Annotated in this window: 16 protein-coding genes; 9 read left to right on the plus strand and 7 right to left on the minus strand. The window is 52.8% G+C overall.

Going from position 1 to position 18460, the window contains the following annotated elements:
* The first annotated feature begins 13 nt into the window (after nt 1–13).
* Nucleotides 14–1411 (plus strand): magnesium transporter, encoded by a 1398-nt coding sequence (mgtE, locus tag GH984_RS00285; RefSeq protein ID WP_153718228.1) that lies wholly within the window; start codon nt 14–16, stop codon nt 1409–1411.
* On the opposite strand, the gene GH984_RS00290 is transcribed toward mgtE, so the two are convergent.
* Genes GH984_RS00290 through GH984_RS00300 form a run of 3 tightly spaced genes read right to left on the minus strand, consistent with a single transcriptional unit; the run spans nt 1383 to nt 4187 of the window.
* Nucleotides 1383–2201: an inositol monophosphatase family protein gene (locus GH984_RS00290; protein ID WP_172973123.1), complete on the minus strand. Its 819-nt coding sequence runs from the start codon at nt 2199–2201 to the stop codon at nt 1383–1385. The two genes, mgtE and GH984_RS00290, sit on opposite strands and share 29 nt — an antisense overlap.
* A 1-nt stretch (nt 2202) precedes the next feature.
* Complete coding sequence (locus tag GH984_RS00295) at nt 2203–3750, minus strand: BCCT family transporter (RefSeq protein WP_153718230.1); 1548 nt, start codon at nt 3748–3750, stop codon at nt 2203–2205.
* On the minus strand, nt 3747–4187 hold the full coding sequence (locus GH984_RS00300) for a YbhB/YbcL family Raf kinase inhibitor-like protein (protein ID WP_172973151.1): 441 nt from the start codon (nt 4185–4187) through the stop codon (nt 3747–3749). The genes GH984_RS00295 and GH984_RS00300 overlap by 4 nt, the downstream gene beginning before the upstream one ends.
* Before the next feature lie 95 nt (nt 4188–4282).
* Between GH984_RS00300 and GH984_RS00305 the strand changes: the two genes are divergently transcribed.
* Nucleotides 4283–5338, plus strand: coding sequence for an alpha/beta hydrolase (locus GH984_RS00305; protein WP_153718231.1), 1056 nt, complete (start codon nt 4283–4285; stop codon nt 5336–5338).
* Here the strand turns inward: GH984_RS00305 and GH984_RS00310 are convergent.
* The 4 genes from GH984_RS00310 to GH984_RS00325 are packed head-to-tail and all read right to left on the minus strand — an operon-like array spanning nt 5316 to nt 9896.
* Complete coding sequence (locus tag GH984_RS00310; RefSeq protein ID WP_216643597.1) at nt 5316–6917, minus strand: GMC family oxidoreductase; 1602 nt, start codon at nt 6915–6917, stop codon at nt 5316–5318. The genes GH984_RS00305 and GH984_RS00310 overlap by 23 nt on opposite strands.
* Nucleotide 6918: 1 nt before the next feature.
* A complete protein-coding gene (locus tag GH984_RS00315) occupies nt 6919–7719 on the minus strand; it encodes a shikimate dehydrogenase family protein (protein ID WP_153718233.1) in 801 nt (266 codons plus the stop codon).
* Nucleotides 7719–9161, minus strand: coding sequence for an aldehyde dehydrogenase family protein (locus GH984_RS00320; protein WP_153718234.1), 1443 nt, complete (start codon nt 9159–9161; stop codon nt 7719–7721). Before GH984_RS00320 ends, GH984_RS00315 begins: the two co-directional genes overlap by 1 nt.
* A 15-nt stretch (nt 9162–9176) precedes the next feature.
* Nucleotides 9177–9896 (minus strand): FadR/GntR family transcriptional regulator, encoded by a 720-nt coding sequence (locus tag GH984_RS00325; protein ID WP_172973124.1) that lies wholly within the window; start codon nt 9894–9896, stop codon nt 9177–9179.
* 247 nt (nt 9897–10143) lie between these two features.
* Between GH984_RS00325 and GH984_RS00330 the strand changes: the two genes are divergently transcribed.
* From GH984_RS00330 to GH984_RS00360, 7 genes are all read left to right on the plus strand, one after another.
* A complete protein-coding gene (locus tag GH984_RS00330; protein ID WP_153718236.1) occupies nt 10144–10935 on the plus strand; it encodes an SDR family NAD(P)-dependent oxidoreductase in 792 nt (263 codons plus the stop codon).
* Nucleotides 10936–10939: 4 nt separating this feature from the next.
* Entirely contained in the window at nt 10940–11926 is a 987-nt protein-coding gene (locus tag GH984_RS00335; protein ID WP_216643598.1) for an NAD(P)H-quinone oxidoreductase, read from the plus strand.
* Nucleotides 11926–13629, plus strand: coding sequence for an acetolactate synthase catalytic subunit (locus GH984_RS00340; protein WP_153718238.1), 1704 nt, complete (start codon nt 11926–11928; stop codon nt 13627–13629). The genes GH984_RS00335 and GH984_RS00340 overlap by 1 nt, the downstream gene beginning before the upstream one ends.
* Before the next feature lie 55 nt (nt 13630–13684).
* Entirely contained in the window at nt 13685–14905 is a 1221-nt protein-coding gene (locus GH984_RS00345) for an ABC transporter substrate-binding protein (protein ID WP_216643599.1), read from the plus strand.
* Between the two features lie 87 nt (nt 14906–14992).
* Nucleotides 14993–15874, plus strand: a complete 882-nt coding sequence (locus GH984_RS00350; protein ID WP_153718239.1) for a branched-chain amino acid ABC transporter permease — start codon at nt 14993–14995, stop codon at nt 15872–15874.
* 88 nt (nt 15875–15962) lie between these two features.
* The gene (locus tag GH984_RS00355; protein WP_216643600.1) at nt 15963–17768 is read left to right on the plus strand and encodes a branched-chain amino acid ABC transporter ATP-binding protein/permease; all 1806 of its coding nucleotides are present in this window, start codon (nt 15963–15965) and stop codon (nt 17766–17768) included.
* Entirely contained in the window at nt 17755–18459 is a 705-nt protein-coding gene (locus GH984_RS00360; RefSeq protein ID WP_153718241.1) for an ABC transporter ATP-binding protein, read from the plus strand. The genes GH984_RS00355 and GH984_RS00360 overlap by 14 nt, the downstream gene beginning before the upstream one ends.
* Nucleotide 18460 lies beyond the last annotated feature (1 nt).

Below are 18460 nucleotides of genomic sequence, written 5' to 3' on the forward strand. Positions count from 1 at the left end.
GCGGATTGGGCCTATGGCGCAGCGTTTTCTCATAGAACTTCTTTCAGAATTGAAAGCAGAAAAGGGCGAGGCCGCACTCGAGCGGATTGCTGAGGAAATTGTGCGTCTGCTGGCAGAGGACGAGCAAACAGAGGTTCGGCGGTTCTTAGAGTCACTTGAGCTGGCTGATGTAGCCTCGGTGATTGAAGAGCTGCCACAGGGTGATGATCTAACGGCCATTCGCTTGCTCTCTCTACACGACCAAGCTGAGCTCATTGGGCATTTTCGCGCGTCTGCTCAGGTGAGCGTTGCTGAGCGGTTAGGAAAGTGGGAGCTCGTCTCGCTGATGGGTGCCATGAGCCACGATGAGCGGGCTGATTTATTTAAACAGCTCGATGAGACCGCTCAAGAAATGTTGTTGCCGGCTCTGTCCAAAGCCGAGCGCGAAGATTTGCGGCGCTTGTCTGCGCATGAGGAGTGGACGGTTGGTTCGGTAATGACCTCTGATTATGCGGTTTTAGCCCCAGAGCTGACCTCAACCGATGCGATTACCGCGTTGCGGCGGCAAGCGCTTGATGCGGAAACCATCTACTACGCCTATATCATTGGCGAGTCACGTGAGCTTTTGGGCGTTGTGAGTTTACGTGACTTGCTAACGGCACCACCGCGGCAACGAGTGGCCGATATCATGGACACCGAGCCGGTGTTAGTGCATGTGAATGACCCGCAGGAGGCTGCCGCGCGCCGCGTGGCACGGTATGACTTGTTAGCGCTGCCGGTGCTCGATGAGGATGATCGGCTGGTTGGCATTGTGACTGCCGATGATGCAATGGATGTGTCTGAAGAAGAGGTAACCGAAGACTTCCATAAAGGCTCCACCATCCAGCGGTTTGATATGTCCGTGGCCGATGCCACGATCACCAAACTGTATCGCGCGCGAATCTTTTGGCTCGTCTTATTAGTGTTTGGCAATATTTTCTCGGGTGCGGGTATCGCGTACTTTGAAGAAACCATCGCGGCACATTTGTCGCTTTTATTCTTCCTGCCTTTGCTGATCGCCTCAGGAGGCAATGCGGGTACACAGTCAGCCACGCTGATGGTGCGAGCGCTTGCCACCGGCGATGTGCGGTTACGCGATTTTGGTCGCTTGTTAAGTCGTGAAGTGGCCATTGCCGTGGCGCTTGGTGTCACGATGGCTGCCGCTGTATGGCTGATTGGGATTTGGCGCGGTGGCATTGAAGTGGCCATTGTGGTGGCAATAGCGATGATTACGATCGTGCTACTTGGTGCGTTAATCGGTATGTCTTTGCCGTTTATTTTCGCGATTTTAGAAAAAGACCCTGCCGCTGCTTCTGGCCCCTTAGTGACCTCGCTGGCCGACGTGTTAGGCGTGATTATCTATTTTACGATTGCGTCTGTATTGCTGATTTAATAATTGTTTCTAATGGCGTAAACGCTGCTGGCGTTGCCGCCAATACCTCATGTCCATCGCTCATAAGTTGCTTGTTATCAATTGGCGCAATCACACCGCCGGCTTCTTCAACCATGAGTAATCCACCTAAGCAATCCCACGCCTTCATGTGCGGTTCGTAATAACCCGCAAGGTGGCCTGCGGCAACTTCCGCGAGCATTAGGGCACCTGATCCATTGCGATAGTGCAGGCTGCCCGCTTCTAATACGCTTTGAATGCAGTGGCCCAGAACAGATGGATCTGCCCAAGGACTTGCGCCGATGGCCGTCATGTTGCCAACCAGTGGGCGGTTTGTGATGGCTGGTTGTAAATGATGATTGACCCAAAACCCGGCCCCGCGGGCGGCGGCGTAATGTTGGCCAGAAACGGGGGCTAGTGTGACGGCAGCAACCGTCGTTTCCGCCTCCATCAGTGCGATCGCGATACACCAGTGGGGCAGCCCACTAACAAACGGTAATGTGCCATCGATGGGGTCAATAACCCAGGTGTAGTCGGATTGCCCTGGACTGATACCGCCCTCTTCGCCAATGACGCTGTCATCCGGGAAAATCGCTTTGAGTTGTTGGCGCAGCGCGCTCTCCACTTCTCGGTCTGCTTGGCTAACTACATCCATCGGGGCAACTTTGGATTCTTTAACCAAGCTGTCTTGCTCATTGAAGTAAGTCAGAGCACTCCGCGCTGCAGATTCAATCAGTTCAAGTGCGGCTTCGTAACGGTCTACCGTTTCAATTTTTAGGGGTGATGAGTTCATGTTATGCCCAATCGGGATGCACACCCGGCACTTTATATTCATTGCGTAAAGCCTTGACTAAGCTAAAGCAACAAACTGACAAAATGATGGCAACGGGGAAACCTGCGGTTAGTGCGCCGGTTTGCAGACTGTCTAGTGCTTGTTCTCCACCAACAATGAGTAAGGTGGCCGCAACGGTGCCTTCGGTGAGACCCCAAATAACGCGCTGACGCTTAGGTGAGTGTTTAGCCCCGCGAGAGATTAAAGAATCAATCACATAGGTGCCGGAATCTGAGGAGGTGATGAAATACGTCACGATCAGAAGCGTTGCGGTAATTGAGGCAAAGGTGCTCAGTGGCAGCGCATCAAGCAGGGCATATAGCGCAATGGTGGTATCGGTAGCCACCGCAGAGGCAATTTCTGGGTTGTCACTAAATAGCTCTATATGCAGTGCCGTGCCGCCAAAGACGGACATCCAGACAAAGACAAATAGCGTAGGAAGCCCCAATACACCAACAATAAATTCGCGAATCGTCCTTCCTCTTGAAATACGGGCAATAAAAATGCCAACGAAAGGTGACCATGCGATCCACCAGGCCCAGTAAAACATGGTCCAGTCTTTTTGCCATGCAGATCCAGTAATGGCGTTGGTTTGCAGGCTCATCTGAATTAATTGCTGAAAATAACCGCCAATCGACTCTAGTAAAAAACGGATGATAAACAGGGTTGGGCCAACCAGCAGAACAAAGGTCATAAAACTCAGAGCCAAACCAAGGTTAAAGAGGCTCAGCCATTTTAATCCGCGGTCTAAGCCAGAAATGACTGAGAAAACTGCGATGGTGGTGATAAAGCTGATGATACCAACCTGCCACCAGTGAGAAATGGGCATCCCCACGAGTAAGTTGAGGCCCGTATTGATTTGCATTGCACCAAAACCCAGTGAGGTAGCCAGTCCAAATAAAGTGCCAAAGATGGCCAAAATATCGATCAGATGACCGATCGGCCCATAGATTCGATCACCAATCAGTGGGTAGAAAATTGAGCGAATGGTAAGAGGCAGACGATGACGGAAGCTAAAATAAGCAACCGATAGCCCTAACACCACATAAACGGCCCATGCGTGTAGGCCCCAATGAAAAAAGGTGTACACCATGGCGTTGCGGGCAGCCTCTGCGGTTTCTCCTGGGCCGGTAGGCGGGTTCTGGTAATGCAAAATAGGCTCGGCAACGCTCCAGAAAACAAGCCCAATACCCATTCCAGCGCTAAAGAGCATGGCAAACCAGGCAAGAAAGCTAAACTGCGGTGTATCTTCGGGCTGGCCTAGTTTGATGCTGCCGTAGCGGCTTAAGGCTAACCAAAAGAGAAAGCCGACAAAAAAAGTAACAGCAACCAGATAAGTCCAGCCGAGGTATTCGGTGATAAAGGTGTTTAACGCATCAAAAGTTGTAGCGGCCCGTTCGGGCAGCAGCACGCCAAAACCCACAAAGCCTAGAACCATCGCGGCAGCCACAACAAAAACGGTGGGGTTGACCGTAGAAAAAAACGCATTGGCCCGATAATGCTTTTTCATGCTCGTTGCAATATGCCGCGCAGCTCAGCGCGATCAATAATGTGCCCGGCCACTGCGGCATCAAACGCCGAGCGTGGCGCACCTGAGGGCAAAGACAGTTCACAGTCTAGGGCGTGCACAATGAAACGATAGGTATGAGTGCCCTCAGGGGGAATAGGCCCCATATAGCCAATCTTGCCAAAGGTACTGATTCCAACGATGGCCTCTTTAGGGAAGTGTAGGGCATCAATATGCGTGATTTGCGGCGGGAGGTTCCAAGCGAGCCAATGCGTGACGATGCCCAAGGGAGAGCTCAAATCTTCCAGCACTAGGGTTAGGCTGACGGTGGCTTCTGGGGTGTCGTGGATATTCAGTGTTGGCAGGCGGTTTTCGTTGGCCGCCGACACGCTCCACGGCATTTCGGTGCCATCCGCAAATTCTGGGCTGGTTAGTCGCAAAGACAACCTCCCGTGTTTGTCAGTGATAGCCTTCGCACTAAAATCATCATGCCCTTTATAATTGAGCTTGTCAGCCATTGTTGGAGCCTTCGGCGGTGTTAAAAAAATTTTCTACGCTTGCTTTAGGTTTATGCGTGTTGTTTTCTGCGGCAACATCAGAGGCAGCGGGCATTAGTCTTGATCAACCGCAATTGCTCAGCGAACGCCCATTGCCGGATGCTCAAGTCACTGAATACGGCCTCACCCACCATCGAATCGTAATGGCTGATGGCATGGCTTTGCCACTAAGGCGATGGGGCCCAGCACCCGAACGTAAAGCGGTGCCAAACGCGGTTGTGCTGGGCGTGCATGGTTTTAATGATCATGCGGGATCTTTTGTTTCCACCGCCGCCGCTCTCAATCAATACGGCATTGCTTTGTATGCTTGGGATCAGCGCGGGTTTGGTGCCAGTGCCACTCGCCCGGAATGGCCAGGCACGGACGAACTCGTCGATGATGCACGGTTTGCCTTAGCCGCTTTGCGCGCGCGCTATCCTGATCAACCGTTGTTTTTAATGGGGCTGAGTATGGGTGGGGCGATTGCTGCATTGATGCTGCAAGATGCTGACACCGTTGGGCGCATTGATGGTGTGATATTGGTCGGCCCCGCGGTGTGGGCTCGCTCGAAGATGCCTTGGTATCAGCAGGGTGCATTGTGGGTGGGGGAGAGAACCGCTCCTAACATGAAGCTTGCCAGACCAGCATTTGCAATCGATCCAACCGATGATCCGGATGTTTTGGAGCAGATTACAAAAGATCCGCTTCGCATTAGTGACACACGGGTCGACTCAATTGGTGGAATCTCTAATTTGATGGGCCGGGCATTAACCGCAATGCAACAGCTGCCCAGTGTCCCCTCGCTAATCCTTTATGGTGGCGAAGATGAAATAATCCCGCCAGAAGCTGCGTGCGAAATGTTTCGCACGCTACCTGAGCATGGGCATTGGCGGGCGGTTTATTACCCGGATGGTTATCACATGCTTACGCGATACACGGGTTCACCCGTGGTGTTTAAAGATATGGCCGCTTTTATACAGGACTCAGAGGCGCAGGTCCCATCAGAACAAGAGGTCAGCCGTGAGCAAGCAATTAGCTTGCTTTGTCAGCAATGATGATGTCGGCTGCTTTCTCGGCAACCATCATGACAGCGCCTTGCGTGTTGCCTGAGACCATAGATGGCATGACTGATGCGTCTGCAATTCGTAGCCCCGATAACCCACGTACTTTCAAACGGCTGTTAACAACGGCCTGATCATCATCTTCACGTCCCATTCGGCAAGTGCCAATGGGGTGATAAATGGTTTGCCCAGTTTCGCGCGCCCACTCAATCAGGCTTTCGGAGTCGTTCACATCCATACCGGGGTTCATTTCTTCTACGAGTAATGAATTTAATGGTGATTGCGCAACGAGTTTCCTAGCCATTTGCATGCCTTCGGCCAGCGCATTGGCATCATCGCCGGCGCTGAGGAAATTCGGACGAATGGCAGGTGATGAGCCGATTTGGCTATCCACCGCGTGAATGCTGCCCTTGGATTCTGGCTGCAGCTGTGTAACGCCAATTGTCATGCCGGGCGTTTTATCTAGCACCCGTTCGGCGGCATTGGCATAGCTTGCATCAACAATAAAATACTGAATATCGGGGCCGTACTTAGCATAAGGCGTTGATACAAAGCCATAGACTAAGCCGGTGCCTAAGCTAAGAATCCCTCTGCGCTGTAGGGCATAGCGCATGAGCTCTTTTATCAGTCTTACTCCGCGTGAGCGCTCGTTAATGGTAACGGCATCTCGTACCTGCCAGTTCATGCGGGTGGCATAGTGGTCTTGGTAGTTTTCGCCAACGCCATTAAGCGCGTGAATGGGCTCAATGCCTAATGTTTTGATGTGCTCTGGCTGACCAATTCCTGAGAGTTCCAGTAATTGCGGGTTATGTATGCTACCGGCACATAGAATGACCTCGGAACTAGCGGCGGCATTCATCGGTCGTCCGGCTTTGAGGTAGCGCACGCCAGCGCAGTGATTGCCGTTAAAAATGAGTCTTTGCACTTGGGCATCCGTTTTAACGGTTAAGTTTGGCCGTGATAAAGCAGGCCGCAGGTAAGCGTCATATGCGCTCCAGCGGCGCCGGTTCTTTTGCAGTACCTGATAGTAACCAAACCCGGTCTGATCACCGCTATTATAATCTTTATTCATCGGCCATCCGGCTGCATGTGCCGCAGCGAGGGCCGCCTCACTGATTTTGCATCGCTCAGCAACCTCCTCAATATGCATAGGGCCCGCTTGCCCGCGTGTGCTATCCCCAAAGGCGCAGTGCTCAAATCGTTTAAAGTAGGGTTCAACGTTTCTCCAATCCCAGCCCTGTGCGCCTGCCTCAGCCCATCGGTCATAGTCTTGTTCTTGCCCACGCACATAGATCATGCCGTTAATGAGCGATGAACCGCCGAGCCCGCGCCCGCGGGGTATGGGTATGGCGCGGTTGGCGGTGGTGGGTTCTGGGGTTGATGTCAATCGCCAGTTGTAACGTTGATTGACCAAGAGCTTGCTAAAGCCAGCGGGAATAGGAATCCAAGGACTACGTGGCGGGGAGCCAGCTTCGATAACCAGCACCCGATGTTTTTTGTTGGCAGATAATCTCTCGGCCAGTATACAGCCGGCTGTGCCACCCCCGACAATAATGTAGTCGTATGTCTCCACCTTATTCTTCCTCAATAAAGGCTAGGATTTTTGTCATTAAGGCCAATTGATTTTGCAGCATTGGCAGCCCCGGGTGGACCTGGCAGCCTTTGGATTTAGCCGCCGCTAAAAGCGCGGTTTCTGCCGGCTGCATGATAATCTCAGCCACGGTTTGATCGGGTGTCAGCGGCTCGGTATCAAGGGGCAAGGCATCTTCTGTACGTAGACCCAGGGAGGTAGCATTAACCACCAGGTTATGACCCGACGGGTCGCGGCTGCCTAATTGATACTGACACTTGGGGTAAGCTTTGGAGACCCGATCAATTAAATCTTCAGCTTTCTCCGCCGTTCGATTAGCGATGGTTAGTTGTTTTACCCCGTTTTTGGCCAACGCAAACGCGATGGCATTCGCGGCTCCGCCAGCGCCTGCCAGATAAGCGGTTTGATTGGCTAACGGGATATTGGCGCCTTTTAATCCAGCCACGAAGCCCTCTCCATCCAACATATAACCGCGCAGCCGTCCGTTTTCATCGCGCCGCACAACGTTTACGGCACCAATGCGTTGCGCGTCTTCTTCTACTTCATCGCAAAGTGCAAGGATGGCGCTTTTGTGGGGCACGGTAACGATAAACCCTTGCAGGTTTTTCATCGCTCGAAACCCATTCACCACAGCAGGCAGCTCGTCTGCCGATACGTGTACTGGCACCAAGACCCCGTCAACGTGATTGGCAAGCAGGCGTGCATTGATGCCTTGGGGCGTTTTTACATGATGGATTGGGTCTGCAATGATTGCGCTGATCCGCGTGTTGCCGGTAATTTCCATTAAACTGCTCCCGGTGCCATGTAGTTGGTGCGAGTGATGGTGAAGAATTCGCGGGCGTGACTGCCTTGCTCGCGGGGGCCGTAGCTCGACGCTTTCATGCCGCCGAATGGCGCGTGATAATCCACGCCAGCGGTTGGTAGGTTGACCATGGTCATGCCGGCCTGCGCGTTACGGCGAAAGTCTGCCGCATGAGCTAATGAGCGCGTGCAAATTCCAGCTGACAGGCCAAACGCCGTGGCATTGGCTAGCGCTAGTGCTTCTTCATAGTCGGCGGCTTCTATAACGCTCATGACGGGGCCAAAAACCTCGTCTCGGTTAATCGTCATTTCGTTACTGGTGCCAGAGAAAATTGCCGGCTTAAGGTAATAACCGGGCGTCTTACCCTCAATAATTTCGCCACCAAATTCTAGCTTACCGCCGTCTTCGACGCCCTTTTTGATGTAGTAGAGGTCTTGTTCAAGCTGATCTGCCGATACCACCGGGCCGATATCAGTTTTAGGATCGAGGGCATTGCCAACCTCAAGTGCGGCCGTTGCCTCAGTCAGCTTTGATACGAAAGAATCGTAAACGCCCTGCTCAACGATCAGGCGACTCGAGGCGGTGCAGCGTTGCCCGGTTGAATAAAGACCGCCGCTCACGGCGATGCTGATAGCAACGTCTATGTCAGCATCATTAAGGACGACTAATGGGTTTTTGCCACCCATCTCTAGTTGCACTCTAGCACCGCGCTCGGCGCATAGTGTGGCAATGCCTCTGCCGACCGGCGTAGACCCAGTAAAGGTGATGGCATCAATCAATTCTGAGCGTGCCAAACATTCCCCAACCACGCTGCCTTGGCCCATGACCAAATTAAACACACCAGGGGGCATTCCGGTGGCTGAGGTGATGATGTCGGTGAGCGCCCACGCAGAGCCAGGCACTAAACCGGCCGGTTTAAACACCACGGTGTTGCCATAGGCGAGTGCGGGCGCAATCTTCCATGCGGGTATCGCAATAGGAAAGTTCCACGGTGTAATGATCCCAACGCTGCCAAGCGGGTGTCGGGTGACCTCAACCTCAACGCCGGGGCGAACAGAAGGTAATCGTTCGCCTGCCAGACGTAATGCTTCACCGGCAAAGAATTTAAAGACGCGTCCGGCCCGAACCACTTCGCCAATGCCTTCAGCAAGGGTTTTCCCCTCTTCACGCGACAGTAGGGTGCCGAGTTCCTCACGGCGAGCGAGTATCGTGTTTCCAATTTCATCGAGAATGTCGCTGCGTGCCTCTGCCGTAAAACTCTGCCAGCCTTTTTGCGCCGCCTTTGCTGCCGCAATGGCGTCTTGCGTTTGTTCGGCGGATGCAATCGCATACTCGCCGATTACATCTCGCGTGTCTGAGGGGTTCACATTAATGTTGATAGAAGTTCCATCAACCCAGTGCCCCGCTATGTGGTTACCGTACATAATTCTGCTTGCTCCTTAGGTCGGTGCTTTGGCTTGCCCCAGTCGTAAACGACGGGCGGCGTTAATAAGATGGTTTGCGGCCGCATCGCGCGCACGTGCGCGATCCCTTGCACAAATCGCGCGATAGATGGCGTCATGCTCTTGTTGAACTTCGTGAACAAGACCACTTTGCTGTGCGGTGTTGGTGCGTGCGGTGCGAATCATTCGGCGTACTTGATTATCGAGAAAGTCGCCAAAGGTAATGTAGTAGTCGTTGTGGGAGGCACGCAGAATGGCTTGGTGAAACTCCATATCCTCTTTAACGCCCGGTTCGTGATTCTTAATTGCCGTTTCCAATGCTTTTAGGGAGCGGCCAATGGCTAAGAGCTCCTCATCTGAACGTCGTTCAGCTGCCAACTCAGTGGCGCTGACTTCCACAGAAAGAAGGAAATCGAAAAGATCCATCAGGTCATGTTGATCCGAAATATCCGCTTCTAAACGAAAAACCGACGACCCCTCTGGATTAATAAATTGCCCGCGGCCTTGATGCGTGATGATGAGGCCATCTGACTTCAATAAAGACAGGGCCTCTCTGATGACGGGGCGACTGACACCATAGGTTTTGGCCAGCTGTTCTTGTGAGGGTAATTTCCCTGAGGGTGCAAAGTCGCCACGATCGATGGCAATGCGAAGGCGACTGGCTACCTCGGTCGGTAATGAGCGCGCGCGCAGGATGGGCTCCACATTATTTTTCATAACGGCTCCTATTTTTGTTGTCTGGAGCATTCATTGGACCTTTCAATCCGCCGTAGACCTGTGTCTTAAGCGGATTAGCTCCCCTCATTAAGAGTTTAAGTTGTTGGAAAAAAGGATGGCAGATTACTACTTGTAAGACAAGCAGAGAGGATGATAAGTTGAAGACATGGAGGAGCTTGGGATACCTAAATTATTTGGGTTCCTAGGGTTTTAGATAGGTCGATAAACAGGACTAAAAAGCACCTAAATGACTGACACCGGCCATAATTCACTACCGAGAAACGTGCTGATTACAGGTGCGGGCGCCGGCATGGGTTTGGCGTTTGCACGCCAGTTTGCGGCAAACGGCGATCGCGTGGCGTTACTCGAAAAAGATCAAGCGCGAGCACTTCAGGCAGCTAAAGAGCTATCGCACACCGGCGCCGAAGCATTGCCAATTGCCGGTGATGTAACAGATGAAGCCAGTGTTGCGGGCGGGTTTGCGGCCGTTATCGAATCCTTCGGCTCAGTCGATATCTTAATTAATAACGCGGGTATTTCATGCAACGTTCCTACTGAGTCGCTCACGCTAGCAAGATGGAATGAAGCAATCGCTGTTAATCAAACGGGTGTTTTTCTAGCGGCCCGAGAGTTTGCCCGGCGGCATCAGTCTGGTCGCCCCGGGGTCATTATTAATGTCAGTTCGATGTATGGGCAGATTGCGGCCCCTGAGCGGCTTGCCTACTGCGCGAGTAAAAGCGCGGTATCAATGATGACCAAGGCGTTAGCGATTGAGTGGGCTGATCGCGGTATCAGGGTGAATGCAGTTGCACCTGGCTACATCGATACACCGTTTCTTAGAGCGCTGGCAGACGAGGGGCGCCTGTCCTTAGAGCAGATTAAAGGGCGCACGCCGCAAGGGCGGTTAGGAACAGCCGATGAGATTGCCGAGCTAGTCGTTTTTCTAGCCTCTGAAAAAAATCAATTTATGACCGGCCAAGTGGTGACATCCGATGGAGGATGGAGCGCCTATGGCTATTACGAAGAACACGCGGAGTAAAACCATGAAAGTTGTGATCGCACCAGAGCCAGGTGGGCCGGAAGCCCTACAAATCGTAGAAATGGAAACACCTACCCCTTCCGGTAGGGAAGTGCTGGTTGAGGTAAAAGCAGCTGGCGTGAATCGTCCAGACGTTATGCAACGCATGGGGGGTTATCCGCCACCCCCGGGGGCTAGTGATGTGCTCGGCCTAGAGATTGCTGGTGAGGTGATCGCCGTTGGTAGTGAGGCGTCGCGTTTCGCGGTTGGAGATCGGGTTTTTGGGCTCGTGGCCAGTGGTGGCTACGCGGAATATGCGGTGATTGATGAGCGCAATGCGCTGTTAGCGCCTGCAGGGGTTGATTGGACGGCTGTGGGAGGCATTCCAGAGACCTATTTTACGGTGTGGACCAACATGATCCAGCGTGGGCAACTGACAAAAGGGGAGTGGGTGTTAATCCACGGGGGTAGCTCAGGCATTGGGACAACCGCAATCCAAATTGCAAAAGCGCGTGGGGCGCGCGTAGCAATTACGGCGGGAAGTGCAGAGAAATGTCAGAAATGTCTCGATTTAGGGGCAGATGTGGCCATTAATTATAAAGAAGAAGATTTTGTTGAAGCTTTAACAAAAGCCACTGATGGGCATGGGTTTGATTTATGTCTGGACATGGTGGGTGGGGAGTACGTTAACCGTAATCTAGCTGCGGCCGCGCCGGGCGGAAGGCTTGTGCAGATTGCATTACAGGCGGGGCCCGAGGCCACAATCAATGTTTGGCAAATTATGGCCAAAAAGCTGTGGTTTACCGGGTCAACGTTACGGGCCAGAAGCGTTGAGGAAAAAGCAGAAATTGCTAATGAGCTTGAGCAGGAATTAATGCCCCTTTGGGAGAATGGGCAGTGCTTACCGGTGATTGATTCGGTCTATCCGTTCGAGGAGGTGGTTGATGCCCATCGGCGTATGGATGCGCCGCATATCGGCAAGGTCATTTTGAGTTTCGAGGGAGATCGGTAATGCCAGCAGGCGCGCAGGTACTGGCAAAGGCGCTTCAGCGTCATGGCGTAACTGAGATATTTGGCCAGAGCATTCCGTCTAAGTTGTTTCTGGCCGGGGCCGAGCTTGGCATTAGGCAGTTGGCTTACCGAACGGAGAATGCCGGTGCCGCGATGGCTGATGCCTATGCAAGAACGAGCGGGCGTGTGTCAGTGGTGGCCGCACAGAACGGACCGGCGGCAACGTTGCTCGTGGCTGGCTTGGGCGAGGCGTTAAAAGCCTCGATCCCGGTTGTTGCCATCGTTCAGGATGTGCCAACCACCGCGAGAGAGCGGAATGCATTTCAAGAGCTGGATCACATCACCATGTTTAGTGCGGTGTCTCGCTGGGTGAAGCGCGTTGATGAGGTGAATCGCCTCGAAGACTACGTTGACATGGCGTTTACGGCAGCCGCATCCGGCCACCCAGGGCCCGCTGTGCTTCTGGTGCCAGTAGACGTGCTTGATCAGACGGTAACCACCCGTAGTGAGCGAACAGCGTGCCTTGGGCGTTATCCCTTAGATCGGTCAGTAGCTGATCCGCAGGCTGTGGCCAAAGCGGCCGAGTGCCTCGCGCAAGCAAAGCGCCCGATCATTATTGCCGGGGGCGGCATACATGGCTCGCGCGCCTACGAACCGTTGGCACGACTGCAAGCGATGGGCTTTCCCGTGGCAACGACGGTGATGGGTAAGGGCGCGGTTGATGAAACACAGCCGCTTTCACTGGGAGTGGTGGGCTACTTTATGGGGCCCCGCAGCCGTAGCGAAGGCATGCGCAGCTTAGTTACCGAGGCCGATGTGGTTTTCTTGGTAGGTAATCGTACCAACCAAAATGGCACAGATAGCTGGCAGCTGTACCCACGTGATGCGCAGGTGATCCATTTAGACATTGACGGGCAAGAAATTGGCAGAAATTACGAGGCATTACGCCTTGTTGGTGATGCAAAACTTACGCTTACGGCGCTAGCTGATGCCATGGCATCTGCGCTACCCGATGGCGTGCATGCGTTTGCAACAACGGCAAAAGAAAAGATTCAGGCAGGACGTGCGCATTGGCAATCGCAGATGGCCCAATGGGTAGATATGCAAGCTACGCCGGTTCGCCCTGAGCGGTTGATGGCAGAGCTCGATGCTCAGCTTGATAGCAATTCGCGGGTGGTTGCGGATGCCAGCTACTCCTCAATTTGGGTGGCGAATTTCTTAACGGCACGCCACGTGGGCGCGCGATTTTTAACCCCGCGCGGCCTGGCTGGGCTGGGCTGGGGATTGCCATTTGCCATCGGAACAAAAGCCGCCGATCCGGATGCTGTTGTGCATTGTGTGACCGGTGATGGTGGGTTTGGGCATTGCTGGGCGGAGCTTGAGACCGCGATGCGCTTAAAGCTCCCGGTAATCGTTACCGTGCTTAACAATCAATTATTGGGTTATCAGAAGCACTCTGAACAGGTACTGCATGGCGCCTACACCGATGCTTGCGATTTTCTCCCGGTAGATCACGCGGCAATAGCCAATGCCTGCGGCGCCTATGGCGTGCGAATTACCGATTCAGAACAGTACGGCGAGGCTTTGGCCTCGGCGATTCTGCGACCGAGCGTAACAGTACTCGATGTCATTACTGATGCGAGTGCTTATCCGCCGGTTACCGCCTACTCCGGCAGCAGCGAACTGGAGGAGACATTTTGGTAACCGTGAACCAACCGCAGCCAAGACGGCTGTTAATAATTCTTATAGGAGAGATGGTATGACCATGCAAAAAAAACTGGCTCGTGCCTTGCTGCCTGCAGCGTTCGCTGTGGCGGCCAGCACAAGTGTTATCAGTACCGCAAGTGCCGATGAGGTAAAGTTCGGTGCTCTGTATCCACTGAGTGGTCCGCTTGCCTTATTGGGCGAGGAGAGCTTCCGTGGTCTTGAGATTGCGGTTGAAGAGATTAATGCCAATGGCGGCGTGCAGGGCATGCAAATTGTGCTTGAGGGCGGCGATGCTGTTGACCAAAACCAGGCGATTGGTGAGGCACGGCGTTTGATTTCCCGTGAAAACGTCGAAGCGATCTTCGGCACATATGCATCGTCTCGTTCGATTGCTGCAAGTCAGGTGACTGAGTTAGCCGGCGTACCTTACTTTGAGTTAGGCGCTGTTGCTCACGAAATCACCAATCGTGGCTTTGAGAACATGTATCGGACCAACCCAACCGCACGTCATATGGCCCGCACGCATATCGACATGATTTTGGAAGCCGTTGCACCGGCGTTGGGTCGTGATGCGGCTGATCTGCGGATTGGCATTATCCATGAAGACTCCAACTACGGCAGTTCTGTTGCTAGCTTTCAGGAGCTGTATGGTGAAGAGGCTGGTTTAAACATTGTGATGGTTGAGGGTTATCCCGCCACCAATGTTGATATGTCTTCCATTGTTTTGCGTCTTCGTGAGCGTGATGTCGATATCGTGATGCAGACCTCTTACCAGGACGACAGCATTTTGTTCTTGCGTCAGGCCAACGAGCGTGGCTTTGAGCCATCAGCCATTATCGGTGGCGGTGGTGGCTACTCGATGATGCCAACTGCTGAGGCGGTCGGGTTTGATGTTATCGAGGGTGTGCTAAATGCCGACTTCACGCAATACGCGGTAAACGAGGGTTTTGCTGTTGGTGTGGATGAGTTCGTCGAAGCCTATCGGGCTAAGTACGGTTCTGATCCTCGTTCAGGGCATTCCTTGAATAACTACGCGGGCGCCAAGATAGTTCTCGAAGCGTTAGATCAGGTGGAAGGTTTTACGCCGGAAACCATTCGCGAAGCGCTAATGGCGGTTGATATTCCTGCTGGCACCACAGCTGTGGGTTATGGCGCCAAGTTTGCCGAGAATGGCCAAAACGATGCGGCATTTATGATGGGCATGCAGTGGCGTGATGGTGAGCTGATTACGGTGTACCCACCGGACGCAGCAGTTGCTGATTTGGAGCTCTAAGTTTAGAGCTTTAGCAAAGAAAGTGGCGGGTCGCGTTAGCGCCCGCCACTTATCCAGCGGTCAATCTGACATGGGGTTTAACTAGCCATGGATCTGATTTTTACAAATTTAGTCAACGGCCTAATGCTTGGCGCTCTTTACGCCATCGTTAGTGTGGGTCTGACGCTTGTCTTTGGAATTGTCAAAGTTATCAACTTCGCGCACGGCGAGTTTTTAATGGTGGCGATGTTTCTCGTCTTCTTTGCCACGGCTTATTTTGGCGTGCACCCCTATGTCACTTTAGTCGTCGTGTTACCCCTTATTTTCGGATTAGGCATGCTTGTGCAGCGAGTATTAATTGAGCCGCTGCAGGATTCAGACGAGCACATCATGATTTTTGCCACGGTGGGCTTATCTATCGCCATGATCAATCTGATGCTCATGCTTTTTGGCCCTGACATCTACAGCACGCCATCTTCAGGTTTACGCACCGTGGTCGATATGGGCCCGGCCATGTTTCTAACGGGTCAGCTGAACATCTTAATTGCGGCGATTGCGCTGGTAGGTGGTATTCACCTGTTTTTGACGCGCACGCAATTAGGCAGAGCAATTCGTGCTACGGGGCAAAACCGCGCGGCCGCTCAGCTGATGGGCATTAATGTCTCTTGGGTGTACATGGTCACGTTTGGTATTGGCGTGTCTTGTGTTGGTTTGGCAGCCGTGCTGATTGCACCGCTTTATCCAACCTCACCGGAGGTAGGGCAGTATTTTGTGTTGCTCTCATTTGTTGTGGTGGTCATGGGTGGTTTAGGGAGCATTTCAGGTGCGCTTTTAGCTGCAATGATTATCGGCATAGTTGATGCGTTTGCGGGTTTTTATCTTGGTGCCAATGTGAAGGATCTCGTGGTTTTCGGGATTTTCTTGCTGGTACTTATTTTCCGCCCACAGGGATTGTTTGGCGGCGCACGCAATATGTCCCATGTCTCCTAGTCGGAGCCGGTCTGTTTGTCGGAGTACATAACTGATGTCAAGCAATCAAACGTCACCAACAACGCCAGCGGTCCTCCGATTCTTCGGAGTGGATAATTCCGCTGATAAGCGAGGAGCACTTTATATATTTGTGCTGCTTGCCGCGTTATTAGTTACCCCTATCGTGGTGGGGAACGATTTTGTTTACCACGTGTTTATTACGATTTGTCTGTTCGCCGGTCTATCCACGGCCTGGAATATTGTCGGTGGTTACGCTGGCCAGCTCTCGCTGGGCCATGCGATGTATTACGGCATTGGTGCCTATACCGGCATGATTTTGGTGAATGCCGGTATCACCCCCTGGATTGGCATGTTTGTAGGGGCGGCCGTTTCTGCCGTTGTTGCAGCATTAATTGCCTATCCATGCTTCCGGCTTAAAGGCCCTTTCTATGCGCTGGCTTCGATTGCCTTTTTAGAGGTCTTTCATGTGTTAGCTATCGAAATGAAATGGCTAACGGGCGGCGCCACGGGGAAGATGATTCCCCTTCAGGTGGGCTGGGAGTGGATGATATTCCAGGATCGGCTACCCTCGTTGCTCATTGCCTTTGGCATGCTGTGTTTCGTGTTAGCGATCGCCCAGGTAATTCGTCATCGGCGGATGGGCTTTTACCTTATTGCAACGCGTGAGCGTGAATCCGCTGCTAAGGCTGCGGGTATTCCAACGGTTAAAGTGCGCATTTATGCGGCCGCTATGTCGGGTGCATTAGTATCAATGCTGGGTACATTCCATGCCATGTACTTAACCTTTATTGAGCCAGATTCAGCATTCGATCTCATCTTTTCGATTCAGATTGTGCTCTTTGCGCTGGTCGGTGGGATCGGTACGGTCTTTGGGCCACTGCTAGGCGCCATTTTGTTAGTGCCCATTACCGAGATCTCTCGCGGATTGCTGGGGGCCTCTGCGCTCGGTTTGCATGGCTTTGTTTACGGCGTGATCCTCATGCTGGTGGTGGTGTTTATGCCAGATGGGGTGGTAAGCCTGCTACCCAAACGGGCCCGTAAGGCGCTTGACCCCGAGCAGTTTGATGACACAACAGGGCAACCTATTGGCGACACCGAGCTGGACGCGCCGCAGCTTGATCCCATTCAGACAAAAGCCCGTCCACCATTAGGTGATGAGGTACTGAAGGTTGATGATCTAGTTAAAAACTTTGGCGGGTTGAAAGTGACTCAGCACGTCAACATTAGCCTGCGACAGGGTGAGGTGCTGGGCATCATCGGCCCTAACGGTGCCGGTAAGACCACGCTGTTCAACATGCTCTCGGGCTTTCTGGAAGCAGATAGTGGCTCGGTAGTGGTGATGGGGCCCGATGGTAAGCCACATACACCCAAGGGCGTTGCTGACTTTGTGAGCCTTGGGGTTGGGCGAACTTTCCAAATCGTACAACCGTTTGCTGCCATGACGGTCGAAGAAAATATTATGGTGGGCGCGTTTTATCACCACCCTGATGTGGATTCGGCTCGCCGTGTTGCCGGAGAAATTGCCACTGAGCTTGGCCTTGGCCGATTCTTGCATGAAGAGGCAAAGAACTTGCCTATTGGCGGGTTGAAGCGTCTTGAAGTGGCTCGAGTAATGGCAATGCGTCCGCGTATTTTGTTGCTTGATGAAGTGATGGCGGGCATTAACCCGTCTGATTTGGTCGAAGCCATTCGGCTGATCAAAGCGATTCGTGACACGGGTGTCTCGATTATTGCCATCGAGCATGTGATGCGGGCCATCATGGATCTGTCTGATCGGGTTATCGTTATTAACTCAGGTGCTGTTATTTCTGAGGGCGATCCTGAATCAGTGGTACGTGATGAGGCGGTAATTGAAGCCTATCTTGGTAAGGAGGCGGGCAATGCTGAAGCTTAATAATGTGACGGCGGGCTACGGCTCTACAACGATTCTTCACGGTATCTCTTTAGATGTTAATGAAGGCGAGATCGTGACAATTGTTGGGGGTAATGGGGCTGGAAAAAGCACTACGCTTCGAACCATCTCATCGCTAATTAACCCCACGAGTGGCTCGATCGAGTTTGAGGGGCGTGACATCACCAAGATGGCTGCGCACAAGGTGGTTGAGCTCGGTATCACCATGGTGCCCGAGGCACGGCAGCTATTTCCCGAGATGACGGTTTTAGAGAACCTGCAAATGGGGTCCTTCACTAAGGTGGCCCGGCCTCGGTACAAAGAAAAGCTAGATGAGGTTTTGACGCTTTTCCCAAGAGTAGCCGAGCGGTTAAGCCAAGAAGCACAATCGTTATCGGGCGGTGAGCAGCAGATGGTAGCCATTGCCCGTGGAATGATGTCTTGCCCCAAGCTGATGCTGTTTGATGAGCCATCTCTGGGCCTTGCTCCGATTGTTGTAACGCAGGTGTTTGATGTAGTGAAGAAAATTGCAGCAAGTGGCACCACGGTGCTCATTGTTGAGCAAAACGTATTCCAAACACTGCAAATTGCAGATCGCGGGTATGTGATTGAAAATGGCGAAATTAGTATGAATGGCCCGGCGCAGGAGCTAATGGGTAATGACCACATCCGCAAAGCGTATTTGGGAATCTAAG

The organism is Spiribacter salilacus, assembly GCF_009649225.1.
GTDB lineage: Bacteria > Pseudomonadota > Gammaproteobacteria > Nitrococcales > Nitrococcaceae > Spiribacter > Spiribacter salilacus.

Bases quoted from the DNA above. Each gene is read 5' to 3' on its own strand.
- mgtE (WP_153718228.1), top strand. From the start codon at position 14: ATGGCGCAGCGTTTTCTCATAGAACTTCTTTCAGAATTGAAAGCAGAA.
- GH984_RS00330 (WP_153718236.1), top strand. From the start codon at position 10,144: ATGACTGACACCGGCCATAATTCACTACCGAGAAACGTGCTGATTACA.
- GH984_RS00335 (WP_216643598.1), top strand. From the start codon at position 10,940: ATGAAAGTTGTGATCGCACCAGAGCCAGGTGGGCCGGAAGCCCTACAA.
- GH984_RS00350 (WP_153718239.1), top strand. From the start codon at position 14,993: ATGGATCTGATTTTTACAAATTTAGTCAACGGCCTAATGCTTGGCGCT.
- GH984_RS00325 (WP_172973124.1), bottom strand. From the start codon at position 9,896: ATGAAAAATAATGTGGAGCCCATCCTGCGCGCGCGCTCATTACCGACC.
- GH984_RS00340 (WP_153718238.1), top strand. From the start codon at position 11,926: ATGCCAGCAGGCGCGCAGGTACTGGCAAAGGCGCTTCAGCGTCATGGC.
- GH984_RS00360 (WP_153718241.1), top strand. From the start codon at position 17,755: ATGCTGAAGCTTAATAATGTGACGGCGGGCTACGGCTCTACAACGATT.
- GH984_RS00315 (WP_153718233.1), bottom strand. From the start codon at position 7,719: ATGGAAATTACCGGCAACACGCGGATCAGCGCAATCATTGCAGACCCA.
- GH984_RS00290 (WP_172973123.1), bottom strand. From the start codon at position 2,201: ATGAACTCATCACCCCTAAAAATTGAAACGGTAGACCGTTACGAAGCC.
- GH984_RS00320 (WP_153718234.1), bottom strand. From the start codon at position 9,161: ATGTACGGTAACCACATAGCGGGGCACTGGGTTGATGGAACTTCTATC.
- GH984_RS00345 (WP_216643599.1), top strand. From the start codon at position 13,685: ATGACCATGCAAAAAAAACTGGCTCGTGCCTTGCTGCCTGCAGCGTTC.
- GH984_RS00295 (WP_153718230.1), bottom strand. From the start codon at position 3,750: ATGAAAAAGCATTATCGGGCCAATGCGTTTTTTTCTACGGTCAACCCC.